Here is a 21,410-nt window from a genome sequence, read left to right as displayed (position 1 = left end):
CGCTACCCCCGATCCCGCCGTGCTGGCGGCGGTGCAGGGGCTGCTGAGCATCTGCGCACCCGCCCTGCCAGCACACACCGACGACTGGGAGCGCAGGCTTCTCGCCGATCCGAATCTGCTCGGCGATATCGCATTCGCGATCGGTGGGCCCTTCCATGTGATGTATCCGTCACGAGTTGCGGTGAATATCAACGGGTTCCAGCGTGCGTTCGAGCGGGCCGGTGTGGATGGCTCCATCTACTACGGCAAGAAGGCCAACAAGGCGGCCTGCGTGGCGCGTGCTTGCGCCGAATATGGTGCGGGCGTTGATGTTTCCAGTATCGGTGAACTGAATGCCGCACTGTCACAGGGCGTTCGCGGTGGCGAGCTCATGGTCACCGGTCCCGCCAAATCCGACGATCTGCTCTGGCTGGCGGTGCGGCACCGCGCATTGATCGCCGTGGACAGCCTCGACGAGCTCGACAGGCTGGCCGCGTGCACCACCCCGGCCGCCGCGGCTCGCGTACTACTTCGCGTGCTCCCCAAGGGATCCGCGAGCCGATTCGGCATGACCGCCACGGAATTGGATCGCGCGATCTCGGTGATCGGCGCGTCCGGCACCGTCGGCCACGAATCAATTCGGCTGCATGGCTTCAGCTTCCACCTTTCCGGCTACGATGCCATCGCACGCGCCGAACAGGCCGACGAATTGATCAACCGCTGTCTGGATGCCCGCACACTGGGTCATCCGGCCACCACTATCTCCATCGGTGGTGGGTTCGGCGTCGATTATGTGCCCGCGAGCGCCTGGTCGGAGTTCACCGAACACGCGAACGGCCGGTGGTTCTATGCGGGGAAGTCCTTCGATTCGTACTACCCCTACCACTTCCCGGCGCCGGGCCCGGCCATGCTCACGGCCATTCTCGAGCACAACGCACTTGCGCAACGGTTGCGCGACAACGATTTCCGGCTCGCCATCGAACCCGGACGGGCACTGCTCGACCGCGCCGGGTCCAGCGTCTTCCGGGTGCAAGGCGCCAAGACCCGCCACGCCGACGGTCACCGCTACCAACTGCTCACCGTCGACGGCACCAGCCTGAGCCTGTCCGAGCAGTGGTTCGATAGTGAATACCTCCCCGATCCGATACTGTGGCCCTCGCATCCGGGCGAGCTCACCCCGACCTGCGTCGGCGCGGCCAGCTGTCTGGAGTCCGACATGCTCAGCTGGCGGCGCATCCCGTTACCGCGACGAGCCGAGGTCGGCGATCTGCTGATCTATCCGAATACCGCCGGTTACCAAATGGATTCGAACGAATCGGCCTTTCATGAACTGCCGATTCCGCCGAAGGTGGTACTGCACGACACCGGCGATCGACTCCGTTGGACGCTCGATGCCGGATAATCCGGCACCCCATTCGACCAATATTCCTTACGGCCCGAACGAGGAGACCTCCATGCCGCTCGTCACGCGCGTGACGGATCTGATCGGTCGCACCCCGCTATTCGAACTGGCGACCACCGCGACCGGCACCCGGCTGCTGCTCAAACTCGAGCAGTTCAATCCGACGGGTGCGGCCAAGATCAGGATGGCGCGCGCGATGATCGATGATGCGGAGCGTCGAGGTTTGCTGAGCGATGGCGGGCATATTATCGAGTCCACATCCGGGAATACTGGGCTCGGCCTCGCGGTAGTCGCTGCCGAACGTGGGTATCGCTTCACCGCCGTGGTCGATCACCACGCATGTAAGGACAAGCTGCGCGCGATGCGAGCAATGGGTGCGGAATTGGTATTCGTCGCCGATGAGGGCGACGACAACCTGGCCACCTCGGCGCGGGAAGACCTGGCCGAGGCGATGGCGGCCGGACAGTCGGATGCGTACTTCACCGAACAGCACAATAACGACGCGAACGCGGTCGGGTACTACGCCGTGGCCGAAGAATTGCTGGAGGACGTGGAGCGCGTCGATATCCTGCTATCCGCAGTGGGCACCGGCGGTTCGCTGTTCGGCACCGCGACCCGACTGCGCCAACTCGGTGGCACGCCACGGGTGATCGGTGTGGAGCCCGTCGGCTCGATCGCCTTCGGTGGGCCGGGCGGACCGTACTGGCAGTCCGGCACCGGCACCCCGCCTGGCGCCACCATCGGCACCGCCGTGGACTATTCGCTGCTCGACGAGGGCGTCAAGGTCTCCGATATCGCAGCCTTCGCGACCGCCCGCGCGGTCGCGGCTGAACTCGGTCTGATGATCGGCGGTTCCGCGGGCGGCTCGGTACACGCCGCGCTCACCCGCCTCGAAGAGTTCCCGCCCGGCTCGACCGTGGTCACCATCGTCTGCGACGGCGGCGAGAAATATCTCGACACCGTCTTCGACGACGAGTGGATGCGCGAACGCGATCTGCTCGACGCCGCCACCGAACGCGAAGTGCACGCCATGCTCGACCGCTACGCTCCCGCCCGCCGCCACCAACTCGTCGAGGCGCGATGAAGCACATGCGCGTTTTCGATCATCGTTGCGCGACACCCCGTACGTCTGAAATGATCACTCCATTAGGGTTGCCTAACTCAAATGCTCAGCGACGAGTTGCGATCGGACTGATGACGCTCGGTTCAGCGATTCGACCGGAGGAGGTGCGATGGTGAATCTGTCCACCTTCCGTGCCGATGGGCGACAGCTCACCGCACTGGCCGCACCGATCGCGCTCACCCAGCTCGCGCAGATCGCGGTGTCCACGACCAATATCGCGCTGATGGGCACGCTCGGCGTGCGCGAGGTCGCCGCAGGCGGGCTGGCGATGGTGCTGTTCAACCAGATTCGCACCATGTGCGTCGGGCTGATCACCGGTACCGGGAATCAAATCGCGTCCTCGGTGAGTGCGGCGGATAAGCGCGGCGAGTCCGCGGACGGTGAGGTGCGCGATATCGTCCGTTCGAGCTTCCTGATCGCCACCTTCGCCGGAATCATCGGCGGCGCGGTGCTGATCGGACTCGGCTGGTCGCTGCAGTGGCTCGGCCAGGACACAGGCGTGCTCGCCGATGCGCGACCGCTCATGCTCGCCCTCGCCCCCGGACTGCTGCCCTGTCTGTGGTTCCAAGTGCTGCGGCAGTACACCGTCGGTATGCAGCGCCCGCAGGCCCTGCTGCTGGTCACCCTCTGCTCGGTGGCACTGAATCTGGTACTGGCCCTTACCTTCATGCACGGCTGGGTCGGACTGCCCGCACTGGGACTGACCGGCATCGGCATCGCGTCCTCACTGGTCCACCTGATCACCTTCGGCGTCTTCTCGGCGATGGTGCGCGCCGATGCCACGCTCGGCACGACCCTGCCGCTGCGTCCGTGGCCGGTGCACATGCCGACTATCCGGGCCGAGCTCGAACTCGGTGCCCCGATCGCACTCACCTATGGTTCGGAGGCGGGCATGTTCTCCGTGCTCGCCCTGGTGATGGGCAGTATCGGACCGGCCGCGCTGGCCGCGCACAATGTGGTCTACCAGATCATCTATATCGTCTTCCAGGTCGCGATCGGTCTGTCCCACGGCGCGTCCATTCTGGTCAGCCACGCCGTCGCGCGTGACGAATTCGGCCACGCCCGCGCGCTGGCCTGGCTGGCGCTACAGCACGCGGGCATCGTCGCCGCGCTCACCGGCGTGGTCTATATTGCCGCGCCGAAGCTGGTGCTGAGCCCCTTTCTGGAACCGAGCGACACCGCGACGGTCGAGCTGGCCCGCTCACTACTGCTCATCGGCATCGTGCTCCAATTCTTCGATGCCGCACAGAACATCGGCACCGGCCTGCTGCGCGGTCTGAAGGAAACCAAGGCGGGCTTCCGCCTGTCCCTGGTCGGCTATTGGCTCGTCGGCCTGCCCACGGCGCTGCTGCTGGCCTTCCCGCTCGGCCTCGGCGCCGCGGGCGTCTGGTGGGGTCTGACCGCAGGTCTGGCCAGTACCGCCATTCTGATGCTGCGCCGTTACTTCGCCCTACTCGACACTGCCGCCTCCACCCACCCCCACCGGCTTCCGCAATCCCTACCCACCCCTTCCTGACCTCGTAAAATCCGGACTTAATGGGCGGCGGAAAGTGTTGTGCGGCAACCTGATAGCGTGCGGGGAATGCGGCAGAGCCTGGCATTGAGTTGTGAGCGGATCTCCGCTGAACTGCTCGACCACTTCGACGGGGTCGGGATGGTGCGCGGCGAGTACGTGTTCCGCGCGGCCGGGAAATATCCGACGCCCGAATCGGTTTCGGGTTACCTCGTGCCATATCTGCGCCATATTGCGAAGCGGGCCAACGGAACAACGATCTGGTATCGCACCATGGAAGCCGATACTGCCGAATGCAATATCCTGGGCGGCGTCGAAGAGATCATCGACGAGCCGCATAAACTGCTCGGCCTGCGCGGTATTCGCCGAGCCCGTCGCTTTCCCGACGCATTCGTCGCCGAACTCGAGGGCATTGCGCAGGTGCGCGACGAGGGCGCGGATATCGGCGTACTTTTCCCCTTCGTCACCTATGTCGACGAATTGCAATGGGCCATCGAGCAAACCCGGGCCGTGATCGGCGACTGCCCGGTCGCCACCATGATCGAGATACCGTCGCTGCTGCTCGAGGTCGACCGTGTGGTCACCACCGGGGTGTCACGGGTGGTGATCGGCTGCAACGATCTGTCCTCACTGCTGCTCGGCCAAGCCCGCGCCACACTGCGGCCGGTTCGTCCCGTACCGCCGCTACTGCGCGCGATCGAGCGCGTCACCATGGTGGCCGCCGCCGCGGGTGTGCGGACCGCAGTCGCGGGTTATCTGCATCCGGACCTGCTCGCGGCCTGCGCCAACCTCGGCGTCGACGAATGCGTGCTGCACTACTCCGATCTGCCCGAAGTACTGGGTGAGCAGTTCGCGGACCTGCCGGATCTCGATGTGCTACAAGCGATCAAGCGCAAGACCCGCGCCGCGATCGCGCTGTACGAGGCGCAGCGGGCGGCCGGTACCGATCCCGACCACCCGCACGCCCATCAGACGTTGACGCCGTAATCGCGGGCGATACCCGCGAGCCCGGAGGCATAGCCCTGACCGATGGCACGGAACTTCCATTCGTTGCCGTACCGGTACAACTCCCCGAACACCATGGCGGTCTCGGTGGACGCGTCCTCGGTGAGGTCATACCGGGCCAGCTCGGCGCCCGTGGTCGCGTCGACCACGCGGATGTAGGCGTTGCGGATCTGGCCGAACGACTGGCCGCGCGCATCGGCATCGTGAATGGAAACCGGGAAGAAGATATTGGTGATCGTCGGTGGCGTCGCCGCCAGATCGACATTGATTACCTCGTCATCGCCTTCGCCCTCACCGGTGAGATTGTCACCGGTATGTTCGATCGTGCCCTCGGGCGAGCGCAGATTGTTGTAGAACACGAAGTGCTGATCCGACAGCACGCGCTGATTCGGCCCGGTGGCGAGCGCACTCGCATCGAGGTCGTAATCGGCCCCGGTGGTCGTTCGCACATCCCAACCGAGCCCCACCGCAACCTTGGTGAGGTTGGCGGCCTGCTTCGACAGCGAGACATTTCCGCCTTTGGCCAATGTGACGCTCATGATCCCCTTCCATTCGACGCGTTCGCGCCGCCTTTCTTCACGATTATTACTCTGTACCGGACAGCTTGTGCCGGTTCAGTTCTGGATATCGACCCAGGCGCGCAATGTCTGTACGCGCCCTTCGAGCGCATGCAATTCGCTCGCATCGAGTACGGTGCGCTCGATTCCGTGCGCCACCGCGAAGGCCGACTGCCGGTGGTCATCGATGACTTGGACATCGATCTGGACCGCGACATAGTCTGTCGCACCGGGCATTTCCTCGGCGACAACACTCGCCTGCCCGCGCGCGCACAGCGCGACATTGCCACCGCCGAGAATCAGCAATGCGACATCGGGCCGTTCGCGCAAGCGGGCCAGCGAACCGCGATCGAATTTCAGGCTGAGCAGAATCCGCCGATCGCCCGCGCGCACCGGCCAGGACACCGGAATCGCATGCGGCGCTGGATCGGTGGTGACCAGCACCGCGATCGTCTCCTGGGGCCATTCCGGGAGTACGTCCAGTTCGGGATGATCGGCCGTAGAGTGGTCTTGACGTTGCACGGGGCTCGCTCCGGCTGCCATGTTCGTCACCTCTTGATCGCTGCAACGCGGCGGGCTGTGCCACGTTGCATGCAAGTCTAAGGTGCTGTGTCCCTTGTTCGCTGACGCTGCGACCTTTGTCCGAAGTGCTCTCAGCCACCTCTCAGGACACCGATACGGCGTCGCGGGTGATGGGCAGTGTCTCGCCCCCGGATCCTCGAGGATTATGCGGTGAGGCTACCCTCATTCGAAAGGGACAACCTCGCCCACCCACCTGTCCGGGACACCACAGCGCTGTCCGGTTGACGGGCCGTCACAAGTCGATGCATTATTTCTGACAGCACTCTGTTCAGCAGGTGCTTTCCATTTCGCCGGCCGATGACTGTCCGGCCCGACGTGCTGTTACCGGTCCTGCTCGGCCGCTGTGCCGTGTCCGTACCGACAGCACTACCCCCAAGCAGACGCGATGGCGTCCGGCCGTGAGTGAGGTGAGAACGACATGGTGTACCGATCGTCTGAGACTCGGCTGATCACTTCGTTCCTGCACTACGGCATCGTCCCGAATTTCTGAATTCGGCCGCGCCGGGCGCGGCAGCCGAGGACGGCGCCGACGGCGTCGTCCGCAGCGGTGCTCGGGTATAGCGCGGCACCACAGGACATTTCGGCACATATTCGGACGTGGGAGCAGACACATGGTTGATATAGGGGCAATGGATTCCGGAGCGGTCGATATGGTGGCGTGGCCGACGGCGGGCAATCTCGTCGTCTCACCCGCGATGCTGGACGACCTGGGTTATCTGCGCGGCGAGTTGGCGGCCGCGGAGGTGCCGTTCCTGCTGATTCGCGATGGTGAACATCGGCTGGCACTGGCAGCGGATGCCGCGCATCAGAAGATGGTGCGTCGGGTGACGGCCACCGCGATCGTCGCGGGTTTCGCGTGTGCCGAGGTGCAGCACAATGTCTTTCGGTTGAGTCGCGATGCCGATCCGGCACATTACGTGGATCTGGAACTGTGGGAGTACCACGGCGACACCGTCGAATGCCCGCGGCCGAATGCCTTCACCCGCAATGTCTTCGACCTCGCCGATGTCGAACGCACGGAAGTTCGTCTGTTCGACCGCAATTGGCCGACATTGACCGATATGTTCGCACCCCAGCCGACCGATGTCGGCTTCGATATCGATCTGGTGTTCTCCTGGGTCGATGGCACCGATCCCGAATTCCGGGCGCGCCGTGCGGGAATGCTGGCCCAAGTCGTGGTCGGCGAAGGCGATGACGCGGACGCTCGAATCCGGCAGATCGACGAACTGAAATACGCACTGCGCTCGGTGTACAAGAATGCGCCGTGGATTCGCCGGGTCTTCATCGCGACCGATTCCGCGGTGCCGGAATGGCTCGACGAGCATCCGCGGGTGACGGTGGTGCGCGCGGTCGATCACTTCAGCGATACGAGCGGGCTGCCCACCTTCAATTCCCATGCGGTGGAATGCCAACTGCAGCATATCGATGGGCTCAGCGAGCATTTTCTGTACTCGAACGACGATATGTTCTTCGCCCGGCCGGTGCGTCCGTCGATGTTTTTCTCCCCCGCCGGTGTGAGTCGGTTCATCGAGGCGGGCACCCGGATCGGACCAGGCCGAAACGACGAGCGGCGCAGTGGTTTCGAGAATGCCGCACGGGTGAACCGGGAATTGCTTGCCGAGCGGTTCGGACATGTCATCACCCGGCATCTGGAACACACACCGGTTCCGCTGCGGCGCAGCGTATTGCTCGAAATGGAGCAAGTGTTCGCGACTGAATTCGCCCGGACCAGGGCGAGCAGATTCCGTGCGGCCACCGATATTTCGGTGACGAACTCGCTGTACCACTACTACGCGATGCTCACCGGGCGCGCGGTGCCGCAGGAGACGGCGCGGATGCGCTATGTCGACACCACGAGTGAACGTGGCCTCGCACTGCTCGACGGACTCGCGCGACACCGGGAAGTCGACTTCTTCTGCCTAAACGACGGCAGTTTCCCGGAGGTCGCGGAGGCCGACCGGGTGCACGCGGTGTCGGAGTTCCTGTCCAACTACTTCCCCGACCGCGCGCCATGGGAACGCGTCAGTGCACGGCCTCGTCATCTTCCGGAGTCTGCGCCTGGCGCCGCATGACTCGCGGAATGCGGGCGGCGGGCGGAATCACGATGCCCTCATCGGCCAGCTTGCGCGCCGCCTCCTCCGGGGTGGACGGGGAGCCGACAGTCGGGCCGCGATCGATCGGGACCACCGAGTGGACAATGGTATCCGGATAGACGTGCACGTAGTTGAAGGCCTGCGCGCCGTCGCGGCCGCGCAGGCCGCCCTCGGCGACGGCCAGATCCTGGCTGTAGCAGGTCGCCGAGGCAACCGAGACCGGGATGCCCGCGAAGGTGGCGCTGGTCGAAAAGTGCAGGTGCCCAGCAAGAATCGCGCGCACGTCGGTGCCGTCGAGGGCATCGGCCAGCCTGCGTTGATCGCGCAATTCGACGGTGACGGCGAGATCGAGAACACACGGCACCGGCGGGTGGTGCATCGCCAGAATCGTGCCGAACGGAGCGGGCTCGGCGAGTATCGAACGCAGCCAGGCCAGCTGTTCGTCACGGATCTCGCCGTAGTGGTGGCCGGGGACACTGGTGTCCAGGGCGATGATGCGCAGGCCGTCGATCATGTGCACCCGATCCAGCGGCTTCGTCGACGGACGCTCACCGAGCAGAGCCCTGCGCAGTTCGCCGCGATCGTCGTGATTGCCGGTGACCCAGACGATCGGCGCACGCAATCGGCGTGCGAACGGTTCCACGATGCCGCGCAGCTTCTCGTACGCATCGGGCTCGCCCCTATCGGTGAGGTCACCGGTGAAGACGATCGCCGTCGGGCGGATGCGGCTGGCCGCGGCCTGGTCGAGCAATTGTCGAAGACGCTGATCCGCGTCCACGTCGCCGTACAGCGCGTCATCGCCGCCGATCAAATGGGTATCGCTGAAATGGAACAGCACGTGATTCGGTCGCGGGTGCTCCGCGACTCTGCTGGTGGGCACCGGACCGAACGTCCTCCCCGGCGGATTCGCCCGCCATTGGCTTCGGGTTCCATCGCCAGGATAGCGAAGCAGTATTGACAGACTGCCCGCCCCACGGTGACAAACTGCTTGCGGGGAGGTGAGAGTTCGGTGTCATCAGGGCTCGAGGTCGAGCCGGATCCAGCCGAGAAGTCCGTATGGAGGGCCTCAGCGGCGAGTGAGCATCCTCGACGACGGTCCGATCGTCGCTGCTGTGACGTCGGCGCTCACTTCGTACCGAGGGTGTCGGCGGTGCGGAGGGCGTCTAGGACCATGGGGGTGTCGACGGAGAAGGGTTCGTTGTGGATGGTTTCGCCGGGGGCGGTGGCGCGGGTGGCGATGGCGGTCAGGGTTCGGTTGTCGGGGTCGGTCAGGCCGAGTGCGGCCAAGGTAGTTGGTAGGCCGACCGATGCGCAGAATTCGAGGACCGTTGAAATTTCTTCGGTGGGAGCGCCTTCCAGCACCAGCTGGGTGAGGACGCCGAAGGCTACCTTTTCGCCGTGTAGGTATGGGTGGGTTTGGGGGGCGGCGGTGAGGCCGTTGTGGATGGCGTGCGCGGCGGCGAGGCCGGAGGATTCGAAGCCGAGGCCGGACAGCAGGGTGTTGGCCTCGACGATGCGTTCGAGGGCCGGGGTGACGGTATGGTTGCCGACCGCGGCGAGGGCGTGGGTTCCATCGGCGAGCAGAGTGTTGTAGCAGAGTTCGGCCAATGCGGTTGCGCTGCGGGTGGAGGCACCGCCGCGCATATTCCGGACCCGCGCGGTACTGCAGGTCCGCGCTTCGAACCAGGTCGCGAGCGCATCACCCATCCCCGCGGTGAGCAGCCGCGCCGGAGCCTGCGCGATAGCGGAAGTATCGACCAGCACCATTGCCGGATTCCGGCGCGCCAACTGGTAGGCCTCGAATTCCCCAGCGTCGGTATAGATCACCGACAACGCACTGCAGGGCGCATCACTGGATGCCGTCGTGGGACAACTGATCATCGGCAGCTCCAGATCATCGGCCACCGCCCGCGCGGTATCGAGTACCTTGCCCCCACCGGCCCCCAGCACCACCGTGCTTCCACTCTGCTGCACGGCCGCGGTCACCCGCGCGATTTCCGCCCGACTGCACTCACCCCCGGACCGATGCACCGAATACTCGATCTTCGCGTCGGTCAGCGACTCCCGCCACGTCTGCGCCAACAACCGATACGCACTCGCCCCCGCCACAATCATCACCGGCCCCGCGATCCCCAACCGCGTCATCTCCGCCCCGAGCGCCCCCGTCGCATCCCGCCCCTGCACATAATGGCCCGGCGAAGAAAACACGCTCAACATTTGCCACCTCCCGATCCCGGGCATCGCCGATTCGCCCATACCCCGACTGCCGACTCCGTATCGCAAACGCTACGCGCCCCATAGCCCCGCTGGCCGCGGTTGAGCCATCAAGCCGCTATACCGATTTGAGCGTCCCGGGCTTCCCTACGCCGGGCTACTGCGACCAGTACTTGCGCCAATCCGCAGCCGATAAAGGTGCGCGCTCGCCGCGTGCGGCTTCGGCGGCGTCTTCGGTGGCGCGGATTTCCGATGCGAAGGACAAGGTTGCTTTGCGGAGGCGTTCTTCGGCGCTGTCTTCGCCATCCAAGTGGACGGTGCGGAGGGTGTCGGGAATCAGGTCTTCGGGGAGGCCCGCTCTGAGGCTGCGGGAGCGGATTTTCTCGGCCAGGGCGAGGGCAGGTTGGGCCATGGCTATGCCATCCAAACAGGAGCGGCGGGACTTTTCGGCGGATTTGCGTTCCTCCCAGGCCTTTTCCTGGGCGGCGATCTTTTCCGCGACGGTGGCCGACGGGTCGATGGGTTCCTCAGCGAGGTGCGGGCTGCGGTTGACGAGTTTGGCGACCAGCGCGGCCGCGACATCGTCGACGGTGAATTCGCCTGCTGCCTGGGCGATTCGGGAGTGGAACAGCACCTGCAGCAGCAGGTCGCCGAGTTCTTCCTTGATGGTTTCGGCGTCGTTGTGCTGGATGGCGTCGAGGAGTTCGTAGGTTTCCTCGAGCAGGTAGGGACGCAGCGAGTCGTGGGTTTGGGTCACCTCCCAGCCGCCGAAATTCCATAGCCGGTCCATCACCTCGACCGCCCCGGCCAGCCCCGCCGCCACCACGGCGGCATCAGTTCGGCCGAATACTGCCGAGGCCCGCCCAGGTTCGGGCACCGCGTGATCGTCGGCGCCATTGGCCCGCCCCGCCTCCGCCGCCCGCCCCGCCTCCGCCGCCGCATGCCGGGCGGCCCGCAGCACGGCTTCGTCGCGGTCCGAACTCATCGAGCCGCCGTGGCCTCGGTCGCGACCCGCAGCTCGACGAAGCCCTTCGGCTTGCCATCCAACTGCAGCAACAGGTCGGCAACGAATTGCAACAGGACGACGTCGCGCACCCGGTCCGCCCCCACACTGTCCTCCACCCGAGGCAGCGGCAGTTGCACAACCCCACTTGCCGCGCGATAGCCGGCACTCGGGTACAGGCGCTTCAACCGCATCTGCTTCGAGTCGGGCAGACTCATCGGCGAAACCTTCAATGTGGTTCCGGTGACCGCGATTTCGGTGACATCGTATTCGCGAGCCAGCAGGCGCAGTTTCGCCACCGACACCAACCTGCCGACCTCGACGGGCAGCGGCCCGTACCGGTCGACAAGTTCCTCGACAACCGACGCCAGCGCCGGATCATCTTGCGCCGCGGCAAGTTTGCGATAGGCCTCCAATCGGAGCCGATCGCTGGTGATGTAGTCGGGCGGAATGTGCGCATCCACCGGGAGGTCGATGCGAACCTCCTTGACCTCCTCGGTCGTAATCGGCTTACCGTCGGCGGCGGCCCGATAAGCCTCCACCGCCTCACCGACAAGCCGCACATACAGGTCGAATCCGACACCGGCTACATGCCCGGACTGCTCGGCGCCCAGCACATTTCCGGCACCACGGATTTCGAGGTCCTTCATGGCCACCGCCATACCGGCACCGAGATCGGAGTTCTGCGAGATGGTGGCGAGCCGGTCGTAGGCCGTCTCGGTGAGCGGCTTCTCCGGCGGATAGAGGAAGTACGCGTACCCGCGCTCACGACTGCGGCCGACGCGCCCTCGCAACTGGTGCAGCTGTGAAAGACCGAGAGCATCCGCGCGCTCCACGATCAACGTATTCGCATTGGAGATATCCAGCCCGGTCTCGATGATGGTGGTACAGACCAGCACATCGAATTCGCGCTCCCAGAACCCCTGCACGGTCTGTTCGAGCATGTCCTCGTGCATCTGACCGTGCGCGACCACCACCCGCGCCTCGGGCACCAGATCCCGAATCCGCTTGGCCGCTTTATCGATCGACGAGACCCGGTTGTGCACATAGAAGACCTGGCCGTCGCGCAGCAGCTCACGCCGAATAGCCGCGGTGACCTGCTTGTCGTTGTATCCGCCGACATAGGTGAGCACTGGATGCCGCTCCTCGGGCGGCGTCAGGATGGTCGACATCTCGCGGATGCCCGCCAGACTCATCTCCAAGGTGCGCGGAATCGGCGTAGCGGACATGGTCAACACATCGACGTGCGTGCGCAGTGCCTTGATGTGCTCCTTGTGCTCGACACCGAAACGCTGTTCCTCGTCCACGACGACCAGGCCGAGATCCTTCCACCGCACACCGGTCTGCAACAGCCGGTGCGTACCGACCACGATATCGACGGCACCCTCGGCCATCCCCTCGAGGACGGCGCGGGATTCCGCCGGATCGGTGAAGCGGGACAAACCCTTGACGGTCACCGGGAATCCGGCGACGCGTTCGGTGAACGTCTGCAGATGCTGTTGCGCCAGCAGGGTTGTCGGCACCAGCACGACGACCTGCTTACCGTCCTGCACCGCCTTGAATGCGGCGCGCACGGCGATCTCGGTCTTGCCGTAGCCGACGTCACCACAGACCACACGGTCCATCGGGACCGCCTTCTCCATATCGGCCTTGACCTCGGCGATGGCGGTCATCTGGTCGACGGTCTCGGTGAACGCGAACGCGTCCTCCATTTCCTTCTGCCACGGACTGTCGGGACCGAACGCATGCCCCGGCGCGGCCTGACGCGCAGCGTACAACTGCACCAGCTCACCGGCGATCTCGCGAACCGCCTTGCGCGCCTTGCGTTTCGTATTCGCCCAGTCCGACCCGCCGAGCTTGGACAGACTCGGCATCTCACCGCCGACATAGCGCGAGAGCTGATCCAGCGATTCCATCGGCACGAACAGCCGGTCACCGGGCTGGCCACGCTTGCCTGGCGCGTATTCGATGACCAGGTATTCCCGCCGTGCCCCGCCGACGGTGCGCTCGATCATCTCCACGAACCGGCCGATGCCGTGCTGATCGTGCACCACCATGTCCCCGGCATTCAGCGCCAGCGGGTCGACCTGGTTGCGGCGCTTGGCCGGTAGTCGCTTCCCCTCCGCCGGTGCGGTGACCCGGTTGCCGGTGAGGTCGGATTCGGCGACGACCACCAGGCCGGCGTCATCGAAGACCAACCCGTCGTGCAGCGAACCGCACAGCACACCAACCAGTCCGGACGTAGGTTCGGCGCCGACTGCCAAAGCAGCCGCCGGCACCTCGGCATCCGAGAGCCGTTCCAGAATGCGTTGCGCCGTACCGTGACCCGCGACGACCACGACCGCGCGGCCACCGGTCAGCACATGCGCGCGCAGTGAAGCGAAGATCGTCGCCACCAGCTCATCGGAGCCGCGCGCGACCGGACCGGCCAGCACCGGCAGCACGACCTCGGCGGGATCACCGGAGGTCAGCGGGCTCAGAGTCCACCAGGGCAGACCGTGTGCGTTTGCGCTCTCATGGATTTCGGGCAGCGCGCGGTAACCGGAGGCGGCCAGATCCAGTCCGTGCCCGCCCAGCGGCGCCGCACCGCCGAATGAAGCCGCGGTCCACGATGCCTCCAGGAACTCTTCACCCGTGCGTACCAAATCGGCCGCGCGCGTGCGAATCTTCTCCGGATCGCACAGCAGCAGCTGGGTGCCCTCCGGCAAAACCTCAGTGAGCAGCCGCAATTCGCCGGGCTGCAGCACCGGCAGCAGGGCCTCCATGCCCTCGACCGGAATGCCCTCGGCGAGCTTCTCCAACATCTCGACCAGCGCCGCGTCGGCGGCATTGGCCACCGCGACCTCGGCTGCACGATCGCGAACGGGAGCGGTGAGCAAGAGTTCTCGGCACGGCGGCGCGACGACCACATCCACCGTCAGATCGGTCAGCGAGCGTTGGTCGGCGACCGCGAAGGGGCGCAGCTCGGTCACTTCGTCGCCCCAGAACTCCACGCGCACCGGATGATCCGCGGTCGGCGGAAACAGATCGAGGATGCCGCCGCGCACCGCGAACTCACCGCGCTTGCCGACCATATCGACACGGGTGTAGGCGAATTCGATCAGGCGCAAGAGCAATTCGTCGAAATCGAACTCCGCACCGACGCGCAGCACGATCGGTTCGATATCACCGAGGCTCGCGGCCATCGGCTGCATCAAGGAGCGAACGGTCGTCACCACGACCCGCAGCGGCTCGGGAAATACCGGGTCCTCCGGATGCGCAAGCCGCCGCAGCACCTCGAGCCTGCGGCCCACGGTGTCGGCACCCGGTGACAGCCGCTCGTGCGGCAGCGTCTCCCAGGACGGGAACTGCGCGACCGCCGCGCCGAGGATTTCCTCCAGCTCGACCGTCAGATCATCGGCTTCCCGCCCGGTCGCCGTCACCACCACCAGCGGCCGCTGGGCCGCAATCGTCGCCGCGACGAACGGCCGCACCGCCGACGGCCCGACCAGCTCGACCGGCGACTTTCCGACCAGGTCAGCGACGGTCCGCAGGGCCGAATCGGCCCCGGCCACCGCGGCCAGTCCGGCAAGAGGTGGACGGTGGGTGGACATCGAACGCTCCTGGGCTCAGGCGGGGTTTCAAGACGGCCAACCGAGTCTAGGCTCCCCCGTCTCCCCGATTCTTTTGCCGGTCGTCAGGTGCCACAACGCAGTCGCAGGCGGGCCGGCGGTCGAGCGGGAAGTCGAGTTCTGGGCGTACCCCGATGAGTTACCCATGTGCTCACGAAATCAGTCGACACGTCACAACCTACCAACGCGCTGTGACAAGTTTTATGGCACGTAGCGGCGTAGGCGGCGGGCGGCGAATTCGCGGAAGTACGAGAGCTTCTCCGGGGGCACGATCGACGGGAGCAGGAAGTACCAGGCCCGTTCCATGCGGGTTGCCATCTGATCGATCGAATCGGTCCCGACCGCCGTGATGTGCACGCCCGCGGTCATTTCCTGCAGCAGCAGGCCGATCACCTCGGCGTCCAGATCGGCCTCCAGGTCGCCCTGGGCAATGGCCCGTTCGGATAGCACACGGTAGGTATCGCCCCAGGTCTTGGCGATATTGTCGCCCTGGGCGCCGCGGTAGTCGCCGATCTGATGGGTCAGCTTGAGCATCGCGCCGACCATCGGATCGTTCATCGATAGGTCCGCGACGACATAGGTGATCCCGATACATGCCTCGAGCGCGGGCACTCTGGGATCGAAGAAACCCTGGCACGAACTGACCAGGCGCTCATTGCCCTGGTCGACCACGGCGCGCGCTAGCTCTTCCTTCGAACCGAAGTGAAAGTACAAGGCGCCCTTGGTCACGTTCGACTGCGCGATGATCTCGCTCAGGCTCGCATTCGCATATCCCAAGCGCAGAAAGACATCGGCAGCGCCCGCAAGGACGGAATCGCGGGTGATCTCCGCGCGCGCTTGCCTAGCCATCAGATCCGCCTGTCATCCTTAAAACCAGCCATCCTGAAGTAGACCGACATCCCGAAGTAGACCGACTTACCGCTCGAACAGCACCCTGAGGATGGGTGAACCGTACCACCAGGTGAGCGCCTGCCCGGGAATTCGAGCATCCGGACCGGCATACCGCGCAATTCACTGGCTACCACTGCGGTCAGTCCCCCGTACCGGCGCGCCATTCCGAGCTCAGCTGCGGGTGGGCTTCCAAATGACTGAGTCCGTTCCAGCACAGGTTGACCAGATGTGCCGCCACAACCTCTTTCGACGGTTTGCGCTCGTCCAGCCACCAGGTCGCGGCGGTCGAAACCATGCCCACCAATGCCTGCGCGTACAAACCGGTCAGACTGGTATCGAAACCGCGCTGCTCGAAATCGCCGCCGAGAATATGCGCGACCTGATTGGTGGCCTCGTTCAGCAGGCTCGAGTAGCGGCCCTCCGCGGTAGCTGCGGGCTGATCGCGCACCAGGATTCGGAATCCGTCGGTGCGTTCCTCGATATAGGTCAGCAGCGCGAGCGCGACCTGTTCGAGCCGGATTCTGGACCGATTCTGGGTGAGCGAGGAGGTGATCATGTCCAGCAACATCGACATCTCACGGTCCACGACCACGGCGTAGAGCCCCTCCTTGCCGCCGAAGTGTTCGTACACCACAGGTTTGGAGACCTGGGCCCGCTGCGCGATCTCCTCGATCGAGGTCGCGTCGTAGCCCCGCTCGGCGAATAAAGCGCGACCGATCTCGATCAACTGCTGCCGCCGCTGAGTTCCCGTCATCCGCGGCCGGGACACTCGATGCGGTTCACCCGAAGACAACGCCCCGCCTCCCTGCGCCTGACCCGTAACTTTTGCCGACAACTGTTCCAGACAGCTCCGCCCGCGCGCGCGTCGCCCCGCCGAACACGGCGATCGAGCGGCCGATTTCGGCGTTCGCCCAGATAACGCGACCGGTGTGAACAGGTTGCGGAGATGGGTACGCATTAATTCGGCGAAGCAGTTCGACGAACGGGAGGTCTTCATGCGAGGATTCATGCCGTGCCGCTGGCGCAGTGGCGGGTTACGCAGATCCGCCGGTGTGACAATCCGCCGTAGTGTAATGGCAGCACCTCTGATTTTGGTTCAGATAGTTCAGGTTCGAGTCCTGGCGGCGGAGCACACCGACACGATGGCTTATCGTTGGCCGCGCACATCGCTGACCAAGCACGACGACAGCCCCAAGCACGATGACAGGCAGCCGAGGGAGATCCATGCCACAGCAGACCGCCGTCGTCGTTCTCGCAGCCGGTGCCGGGACGCGAATGCGGTCGAAGACTCCTAAAGTGCTGCATTCGCTGGCCGGTCGAAGCATGCTCGCGCACGCGCTGCATGCGGCCAACGAGATCGACCCCGCGTTCCTCATCACCGTGGTAGGACACGATCGGGAACAAGTCGGCGCCGCGGTCGCCGCCGTAGCCGCCGACCTCGGCCGCGACATCGCCACCGCCATCCAGGAACAACAGCTGGGAACCGGCCACGCGGTGCAGTGCGCCCTCGCGGCGGTTCCCGAAGACTTCACCGGCGACCTGCTGGTCACCTCCGCCGATGTGCCGCTGCTGGACGGGCACACCCTGTCCGCGCTGCTCGACGAACACCGCAGCTACACCGAACGTTCCGCGGTGACCGTGCTGACCTTCGAGCCGGACGACGCGAACGGCTACGGCCGCATCGTCCGCGATGCCGACGGCCAGGTCACCGAAATCGTCGAACATGCCGACGCCACCCCGGCGCAGTCGGCGATCACCGAGGTCAACTCGGGTGTCTACGCCTTCGACGCGACCGTGCTGCGCACCATGATCGGACGCCTGTCCACCGCCAACGCCCAGCATGAGCTGTACCTGACCGATGTGCTGCGGCTGGCCCGCGAGGCCGGACATCCGGTGCACGGCGCGCGGCTGCTCGATTCGGCCAAGGTCACCGGCGTCAACGACCGGGTGCAGATGTCGGAGGCCGCGCGGACGCTCAACCGCTACATCCTCGAACGGCATATGCGCGCCGGTGTCACGATTATCGATCCCGCGACCACTTGGGTCGACGCGAACGTCAGAATCGCCAGGGACGCCGAAATCCGACCGGGTGTGCAATTGCTCGGCGGCACCGTCATCGGTGAGGACGCGGTGATCGGACCGGATTCCACGCTCACCGATGTCATCGTCGGCAACGGCGCACACGTTGTTCGCACTCACGGTGATCAGGCTGTGATTGGTCCCGGTGCGAATATAGGGCCGTTCAGCTATCTGCGTCCCGGCACCGTTGTCGGTGATTCCGGCAAGCTCGGCGCATTCGTCGAAACCAAGAACGCATCGATCGGCGCGCATTCCAAGGTCCCGCACCTCACTTATGTCGGCGATGCCACCATCGGTGAGCACAGCAACATCGGCGCCTCCAGTGTTTTCGTCAACTACGACGGTGTGAAAAAACATCACACCGTGGTCGGCTCGCATGTGCGGACCGGCAGCGACACCATGTTCGTCGCACCGGTGACGGTGGGTGACGGGGCGTATACGGCGGCGGGTACTGTGCTGCGTAGAAGCGTTCCTCCGGGGGCACTCGCGGTTTCAGGTGGGCCGCAGAAAAACATTGAGGGCTGGGTGCAGCGCAACCGTCCGGGGACGGACGCGGCACAGGCGGCGGCGGAAGCCATCGCGAGCAAAGAGATGTCGGGTCAGGCAATCGAGCAAAAGGATGGCAAACAGCAGTGACCGCGTCATGGATCGACAACCAGAAGAACCTGATGCTCTTCTCGGGACGCGCTCATCCTGAGCTGGCCGAGCAGGTGGCCAAGGAACTCGACGTCCACGTAACCCCGCAGACCGCGCGCGACTTCGCCAACGGCGAGATCTTCGTGCGGTTCGAGGAGTCCGTGCGTGGCTCGGATGCCTTTGTGCTGCAGAGCTTTCCGGCTCCGCTGAACCAGTGGCTGATGGAACAGCTGATCATGATCGACGCGCTCAAGCGCGGTTCGGCCAAGCGGATCACCGCGGTGCTGCCGTTCTACCCGTACGCCCGTCAGGACAAGAAGCACCGCGGCCGCGAGCCCATCTCCGCCCGCCTGGTCGCCGATCTGCTCAAGACAGCGGGCGCGGATCGCATCATCACCGTCGACCTGCACACCGATCAGATCCAGGGCTTCTTCGACGGCCCGGTCGATCACATGCACGCCCAGCTGCAGCTGGCCGAGTACGTGCGCAACAACTACAGCCTCGAGCACATCACCGTGGTCTCCCCCGATTCCGGTCGCGTGCGCGTCGCGGAGAAGTGGGCCGACTCGCTGGGCGGCTCGCCGCTGGCGTTCATCCACAAGACCCGCGACCCGCTGGTGCCGAACCAGATCAAGGCCAACCGCGTGGTCGGTGAGGTCGAGGGCCGCACCTGCATCCTGATCGACGACATGATCGACACCGGTGGCACCATCGCCGGCGCGGTCAAGGTGCTCAAGGAGGCCGGTGCCGGTGATGTGGTCATCGCCGCGACGCACGGCGTGCTGAGCGATCCGGCCGCCGAGCGCTTGGCCAACTGTGGTGCCAAGGAGGTCGTGGTCACCAATACGCTGCCGATCAGCGAGGAGAAGAAGTTCCCGCAGCTGACCGTGCTGTCGATCGCGCCGCTGCTGGCTCGTACGATTCGCGAGGTCTTCGAGAACGGTTCGGTCACCGGACTTTTCAACGGCAACGCTTGACCGCTCTTTGTAAAATGGCGGCTCGGACATTGTCCGAGCCGCCATTGCCTTGTCGGGTGGACACCCATGGGACACAGGGCAAGCCGAGGAGGGGGAGCCGACATGACTGCGCCGCGAGATTCAGAACCGAACGTCAACCTCGGGAAATCGCAGGACTCGCTACCTGCCGATCCAACGCAGGTCGCCCAGCCGCAGGACAACGCGGACGCGACCAAGGTCTGGTCGGCGCGGCCGGGTATCGATCCGATGCCGACTTATCAACCAGGACAACAGTTTTCGCCGGAGACGGCCCCCCTGTATACCCCGCCCGCGGGTTATCAGCAGCCCACTGCCTACCCGCCGCCCCCGTACCCGCCGAGCTACCCGCAAGCCGGTCCGTATGTCGGACCACCCGGCTATCCGCAAGCGCCCGGTGCTTACCCTGGTTATCCGTACCAGCCGTACACACCGCCCCGGCAATCCGATGTCCCGATCTTCTCGATCATCAGCTTCTCGTGCCTGGCGGCCACCGCACTGTCGGTGGTGATGTTCTGTGGCCTGCCCATCGTGATCACCGGACCGGCGGGCATCGTCTTGGGCATCATCGGACACAACAAGGGCGAATCGCTCGGCAAGTGGGCGGCCATCGCCAATGGCGCGGTGCTGGCCATCGCGGTCATCCTGGTCATCGCCTTCGTCGGGTTCCTCGGGGCCTTCAGCTGAACGGGTTCGCACTCGTCGGATCCCGTTTGCCTGCGATGTCGAGGGGGATACTGGAGGTATGGACCGTGACCCGCTTGATATGGACATGGGGGACGATAAGCAGGAAGACGAGATCCGCGCATACCGGCGAAATGTCGAGGATCCGCCTGCTGACCTGCATATTCGCTATCGCGAAAATGACGATGACGGCCGCCTCGGTATAGGCGAGGAACTCGAACAGGAGTGGACCCCGCATCGTCGGAAATCCGAACTCGCCGAGGAGGACGAGCGGCCCGCCGAGGTCGCCGCGATGGAGATCGTCGACGATTCGGACCTATAAGCCGCCGCCCCGCCGATCGGACGATACGAGGAGAGTTCGATGACCACTCCGCAGCAGGGGCCCGAGCGAGGCGACGCCTCGCCGGAGAAACCGGTCGGCGAATCCGAGCCGCTCGAACCCTCGGGCACGGCTTGGGCCACCCCGGCCACCAGCGGACCGTGGGAGTCGCAACCCGTCGAACCCGCAGCGCCGCTTCCAGCCGAGCCCGCAGCCGCGGATTTTTCGGCGCAGCCGTGGAGTGCGGGGCCGGGCGCGCAGACACCGGTCCAGCCTGCGGCCGCCGAAACCGCACCAGATCTCGTCGTACAACCGCAGCCGTCGCCGGAGTCGGCGCAACAGCAACCGTGGAATGACAAGGCGTCGGCACGCTACGACCGGGATCAGCCGGGCACCGTCTATCCGCCGATCACCGATTCCACCCCGGAAACCGGCGGCTATCCCGCCTACACCCCCCAGCCGTACATCACGCCGGAACCGCGATCGGGTTCCCAGCCCCTGTCGATCATCGGCTTCGTCTGCGCGGGCATTTCATTGCTGTTCTGCCCCTACCTATTCGGCCCGGTCGGCATCATTCTGGGCATCATCGGTCACAAAAAGGGCGAATCCCTCGGCAAATGGGCCGCCATCGCATCCGCTATTTCCCTGGTCATCGGAATCATCCTCGTCTATGCCGTCTTCAGCGGCAGCATGATCCCGGACACCGAATGACGATGTGCTGGACACG

At 65.1% G+C, this 21,410-nt stretch carries 18 protein-coding genes and 1 tRNA gene; 11 read left to right on the top strand and 8 right to left on the bottom strand.

The window, feature by feature from the left end:
* Window positions 1–19 precede the first annotated feature (19 nt).
* From ACIBJI_RS02915 to ACIBJI_RS02900, 4 genes are all read left to right on the top strand, one after another.
* Entirely contained in the window at window positions 20–1,381 is a 1,362-nt protein-coding gene (locus tag ACIBJI_RS02915) for an alanine racemase (protein ID WP_397083051.1), read from the top strand.
* A gap of 52 nt (window positions 1,382–1,433) precedes the next feature.
* On the top strand, window positions 1,434–2,465 hold the full coding sequence (locus tag ACIBJI_RS02910; protein WP_364341165.1) for a cysteine synthase family protein: 1,032 nt from the start codon (window positions 1,434–1,436) through the stop codon (window positions 2,463–2,465).
* A gap of 148 nt (window positions 2,466–2,613) precedes the next feature.
* Window positions 2,614–4,020 carry an MATE family efflux transporter gene (locus ACIBJI_RS02905; protein ID WP_397082813.1) on the top strand — a complete coding sequence of 469 codons (1,407 nt, stop codon included), beginning with the start codon at window positions 2,614–2,616 and terminating at the stop codon, window positions 4,018–4,020.
* A gap of 66 nt (window positions 4,021–4,086) precedes the next feature.
* Complete coding sequence (locus ACIBJI_RS02900; protein ID WP_396957276.1) at window positions 4,087–5,004, top strand: putative PEP-binding protein; 918 nt, start codon at window positions 4,087–4,089, stop codon at window positions 5,002–5,004.
* On the opposite strand, the gene ACIBJI_RS02895 is transcribed toward ACIBJI_RS02900, so the two are convergent.
* Together ACIBJI_RS02895 and ACIBJI_RS02890 are read right to left on the bottom strand one after the other, a co-directional pair.
* Window positions 4,986–5,561, bottom strand: a complete 576-nt coding sequence (locus ACIBJI_RS02895) for a TerD family protein (RefSeq protein ID WP_040695304.1) — start codon at window positions 5,559–5,561, stop codon at window positions 4,986–4,988. The genes ACIBJI_RS02900 and ACIBJI_RS02895 overlap by 19 nt on opposite strands.
* Window positions 5,562–5,636: 75 nt before the next feature.
* A complete protein-coding gene (locus ACIBJI_RS02890) occupies window positions 5,637–6,122 on the bottom strand; it encodes a hypothetical protein (RefSeq protein ID WP_364341158.1) in 486 nt (161 codons plus the stop codon).
* 668 nt (window positions 6,123–6,790) lie between these two features.
* Between ACIBJI_RS02890 and ACIBJI_RS02885 the strand changes: the two genes are divergently transcribed.
* Window positions 6,791–8,233 (top strand): stealth family protein, encoded by a 1,443-nt coding sequence (locus tag ACIBJI_RS02885; protein ID WP_397083049.1) that lies wholly within the window; start codon window positions 6,791–6,793, stop codon window positions 8,231–8,233.
* Here ACIBJI_RS02885 and ACIBJI_RS02880 read toward each other — a convergent pair.
* From ACIBJI_RS02880 to ACIBJI_RS02855, 6 genes are all read right to left on the bottom strand, one after another.
* The gene (locus ACIBJI_RS02880; RefSeq protein ID WP_397082811.1) at window positions 8,184–9,134 is read right to left on the bottom strand and encodes a phosphodiesterase; all 951 of its coding nucleotides are present in this window, start codon (window positions 9,132–9,134) and stop codon (window positions 8,184–8,186) included. The two genes, ACIBJI_RS02885 and ACIBJI_RS02880, sit on opposite strands and share 50 nt — an antisense overlap.
* Window positions 9,135–9,379: 245 nt before the next feature.
* Window positions 9,380–10,471: a glycerol dehydrogenase gene (locus tag ACIBJI_RS02875; RefSeq protein ID WP_364341154.1), complete on the bottom strand. Its 1,092-nt coding sequence runs from the start codon at window positions 10,469–10,471 to the stop codon at window positions 9,380–9,382.
* Between the two features lie 154 nt (window positions 10,472–10,625).
* Window positions 10,626–11,258: a MazG family protein gene (locus ACIBJI_RS02870; RefSeq protein ID WP_364341374.1), complete on the bottom strand. Its 633-nt coding sequence runs from the start codon at window positions 11,256–11,258 to the stop codon at window positions 10,626–10,628.
* A gap of 191 nt (window positions 11,259–11,449) precedes the next feature.
* On the bottom strand, window positions 11,450–15,064 hold the full coding sequence (mfd, locus tag ACIBJI_RS02865; protein WP_364341151.1) for a transcription-repair coupling factor: 3,615 nt from the start codon (window positions 15,062–15,064) through the stop codon (window positions 11,450–11,452).
* Between the two features lie 219 nt (window positions 15,065–15,283).
* Window positions 15,284–15,931, bottom strand: a complete 648-nt coding sequence (locus ACIBJI_RS02860) for a TetR/AcrR family transcriptional regulator (protein ID WP_364341149.1) — start codon at window positions 15,929–15,931, stop codon at window positions 15,284–15,286.
* 181 nt (window positions 15,932–16,112) lie between these two features.
* On the bottom strand, window positions 16,113–16,727 hold the full coding sequence (locus ACIBJI_RS02855; protein WP_364341147.1) for a TetR/AcrR family transcriptional regulator: 615 nt from the start codon (window positions 16,725–16,727) through the stop codon (window positions 16,113–16,115).
* Window positions 16,728–17,032: 305 nt separating this feature from the next.
* Between ACIBJI_RS02855 and ACIBJI_RS02850 the strand changes: the two genes are divergently transcribed.
* The 6 genes from ACIBJI_RS02850 (at window position 17,033) to ACIBJI_RS02825 (ending at window position 21,394) form a co-directional block, all read left to right on the top strand.
* Window positions 17,033–17,103, top strand: a tRNA-Gln gene (locus tag ACIBJI_RS02850).
* A gap of 94 nt (window positions 17,104–17,197) precedes the next feature.
* On the top strand, window positions 17,198–18,688 hold the full coding sequence (glmU, locus tag ACIBJI_RS02845; RefSeq protein ID WP_364341145.1) for a bifunctional UDP-N-acetylglucosamine diphosphorylase/glucosamine-1-phosphate N-acetyltransferase GlmU: 1,491 nt from the start codon (window positions 17,198–17,200) through the stop codon (window positions 18,686–18,688).
* The gene (locus ACIBJI_RS02840) at window positions 18,685–19,665 is read left to right on the top strand and encodes a ribose-phosphate diphosphokinase (RefSeq protein ID WP_364341143.1); all 981 of its coding nucleotides are present in this window, start codon (window positions 18,685–18,687) and stop codon (window positions 19,663–19,665) included. Before glmU ends, ACIBJI_RS02840 begins: the two co-directional genes overlap by 4 nt.
* Before the next feature lie 102 nt (window positions 19,666–19,767).
* A complete protein-coding gene (locus ACIBJI_RS02835; RefSeq protein ID WP_364341141.1) occupies window positions 19,768–20,367 on the top strand; it encodes a hypothetical protein in 600 nt (199 codons plus the stop codon).
* Between the two features lie 58 nt (window positions 20,368–20,425).
* Window positions 20,426–20,686 (top strand): hypothetical protein, encoded by a 261-nt coding sequence (locus ACIBJI_RS02830; protein ID WP_364341139.1) that lies wholly within the window; start codon window positions 20,426–20,428, stop codon window positions 20,684–20,686.
* A gap of 39 nt (window positions 20,687–20,725) precedes the next feature.
* The gene (locus ACIBJI_RS02825; RefSeq protein ID WP_364341137.1) at window positions 20,726–21,394 is read left to right on the top strand and encodes a hypothetical protein; all 669 of its coding nucleotides are present in this window, start codon (window positions 20,726–20,728) and stop codon (window positions 21,392–21,394) included.
* Window positions 21,395–21,410 lie beyond the last annotated feature (16 nt).

This window comes from Nocardia sp. NPDC050408, assembly GCF_044458905.1.
Lineage (GTDB): Bacteria > Actinomycetota > Actinomycetes > Mycobacteriales > Mycobacteriaceae > Nocardia.
This window is presented reverse-complemented; position numbering and strand designations above follow the sequence as displayed.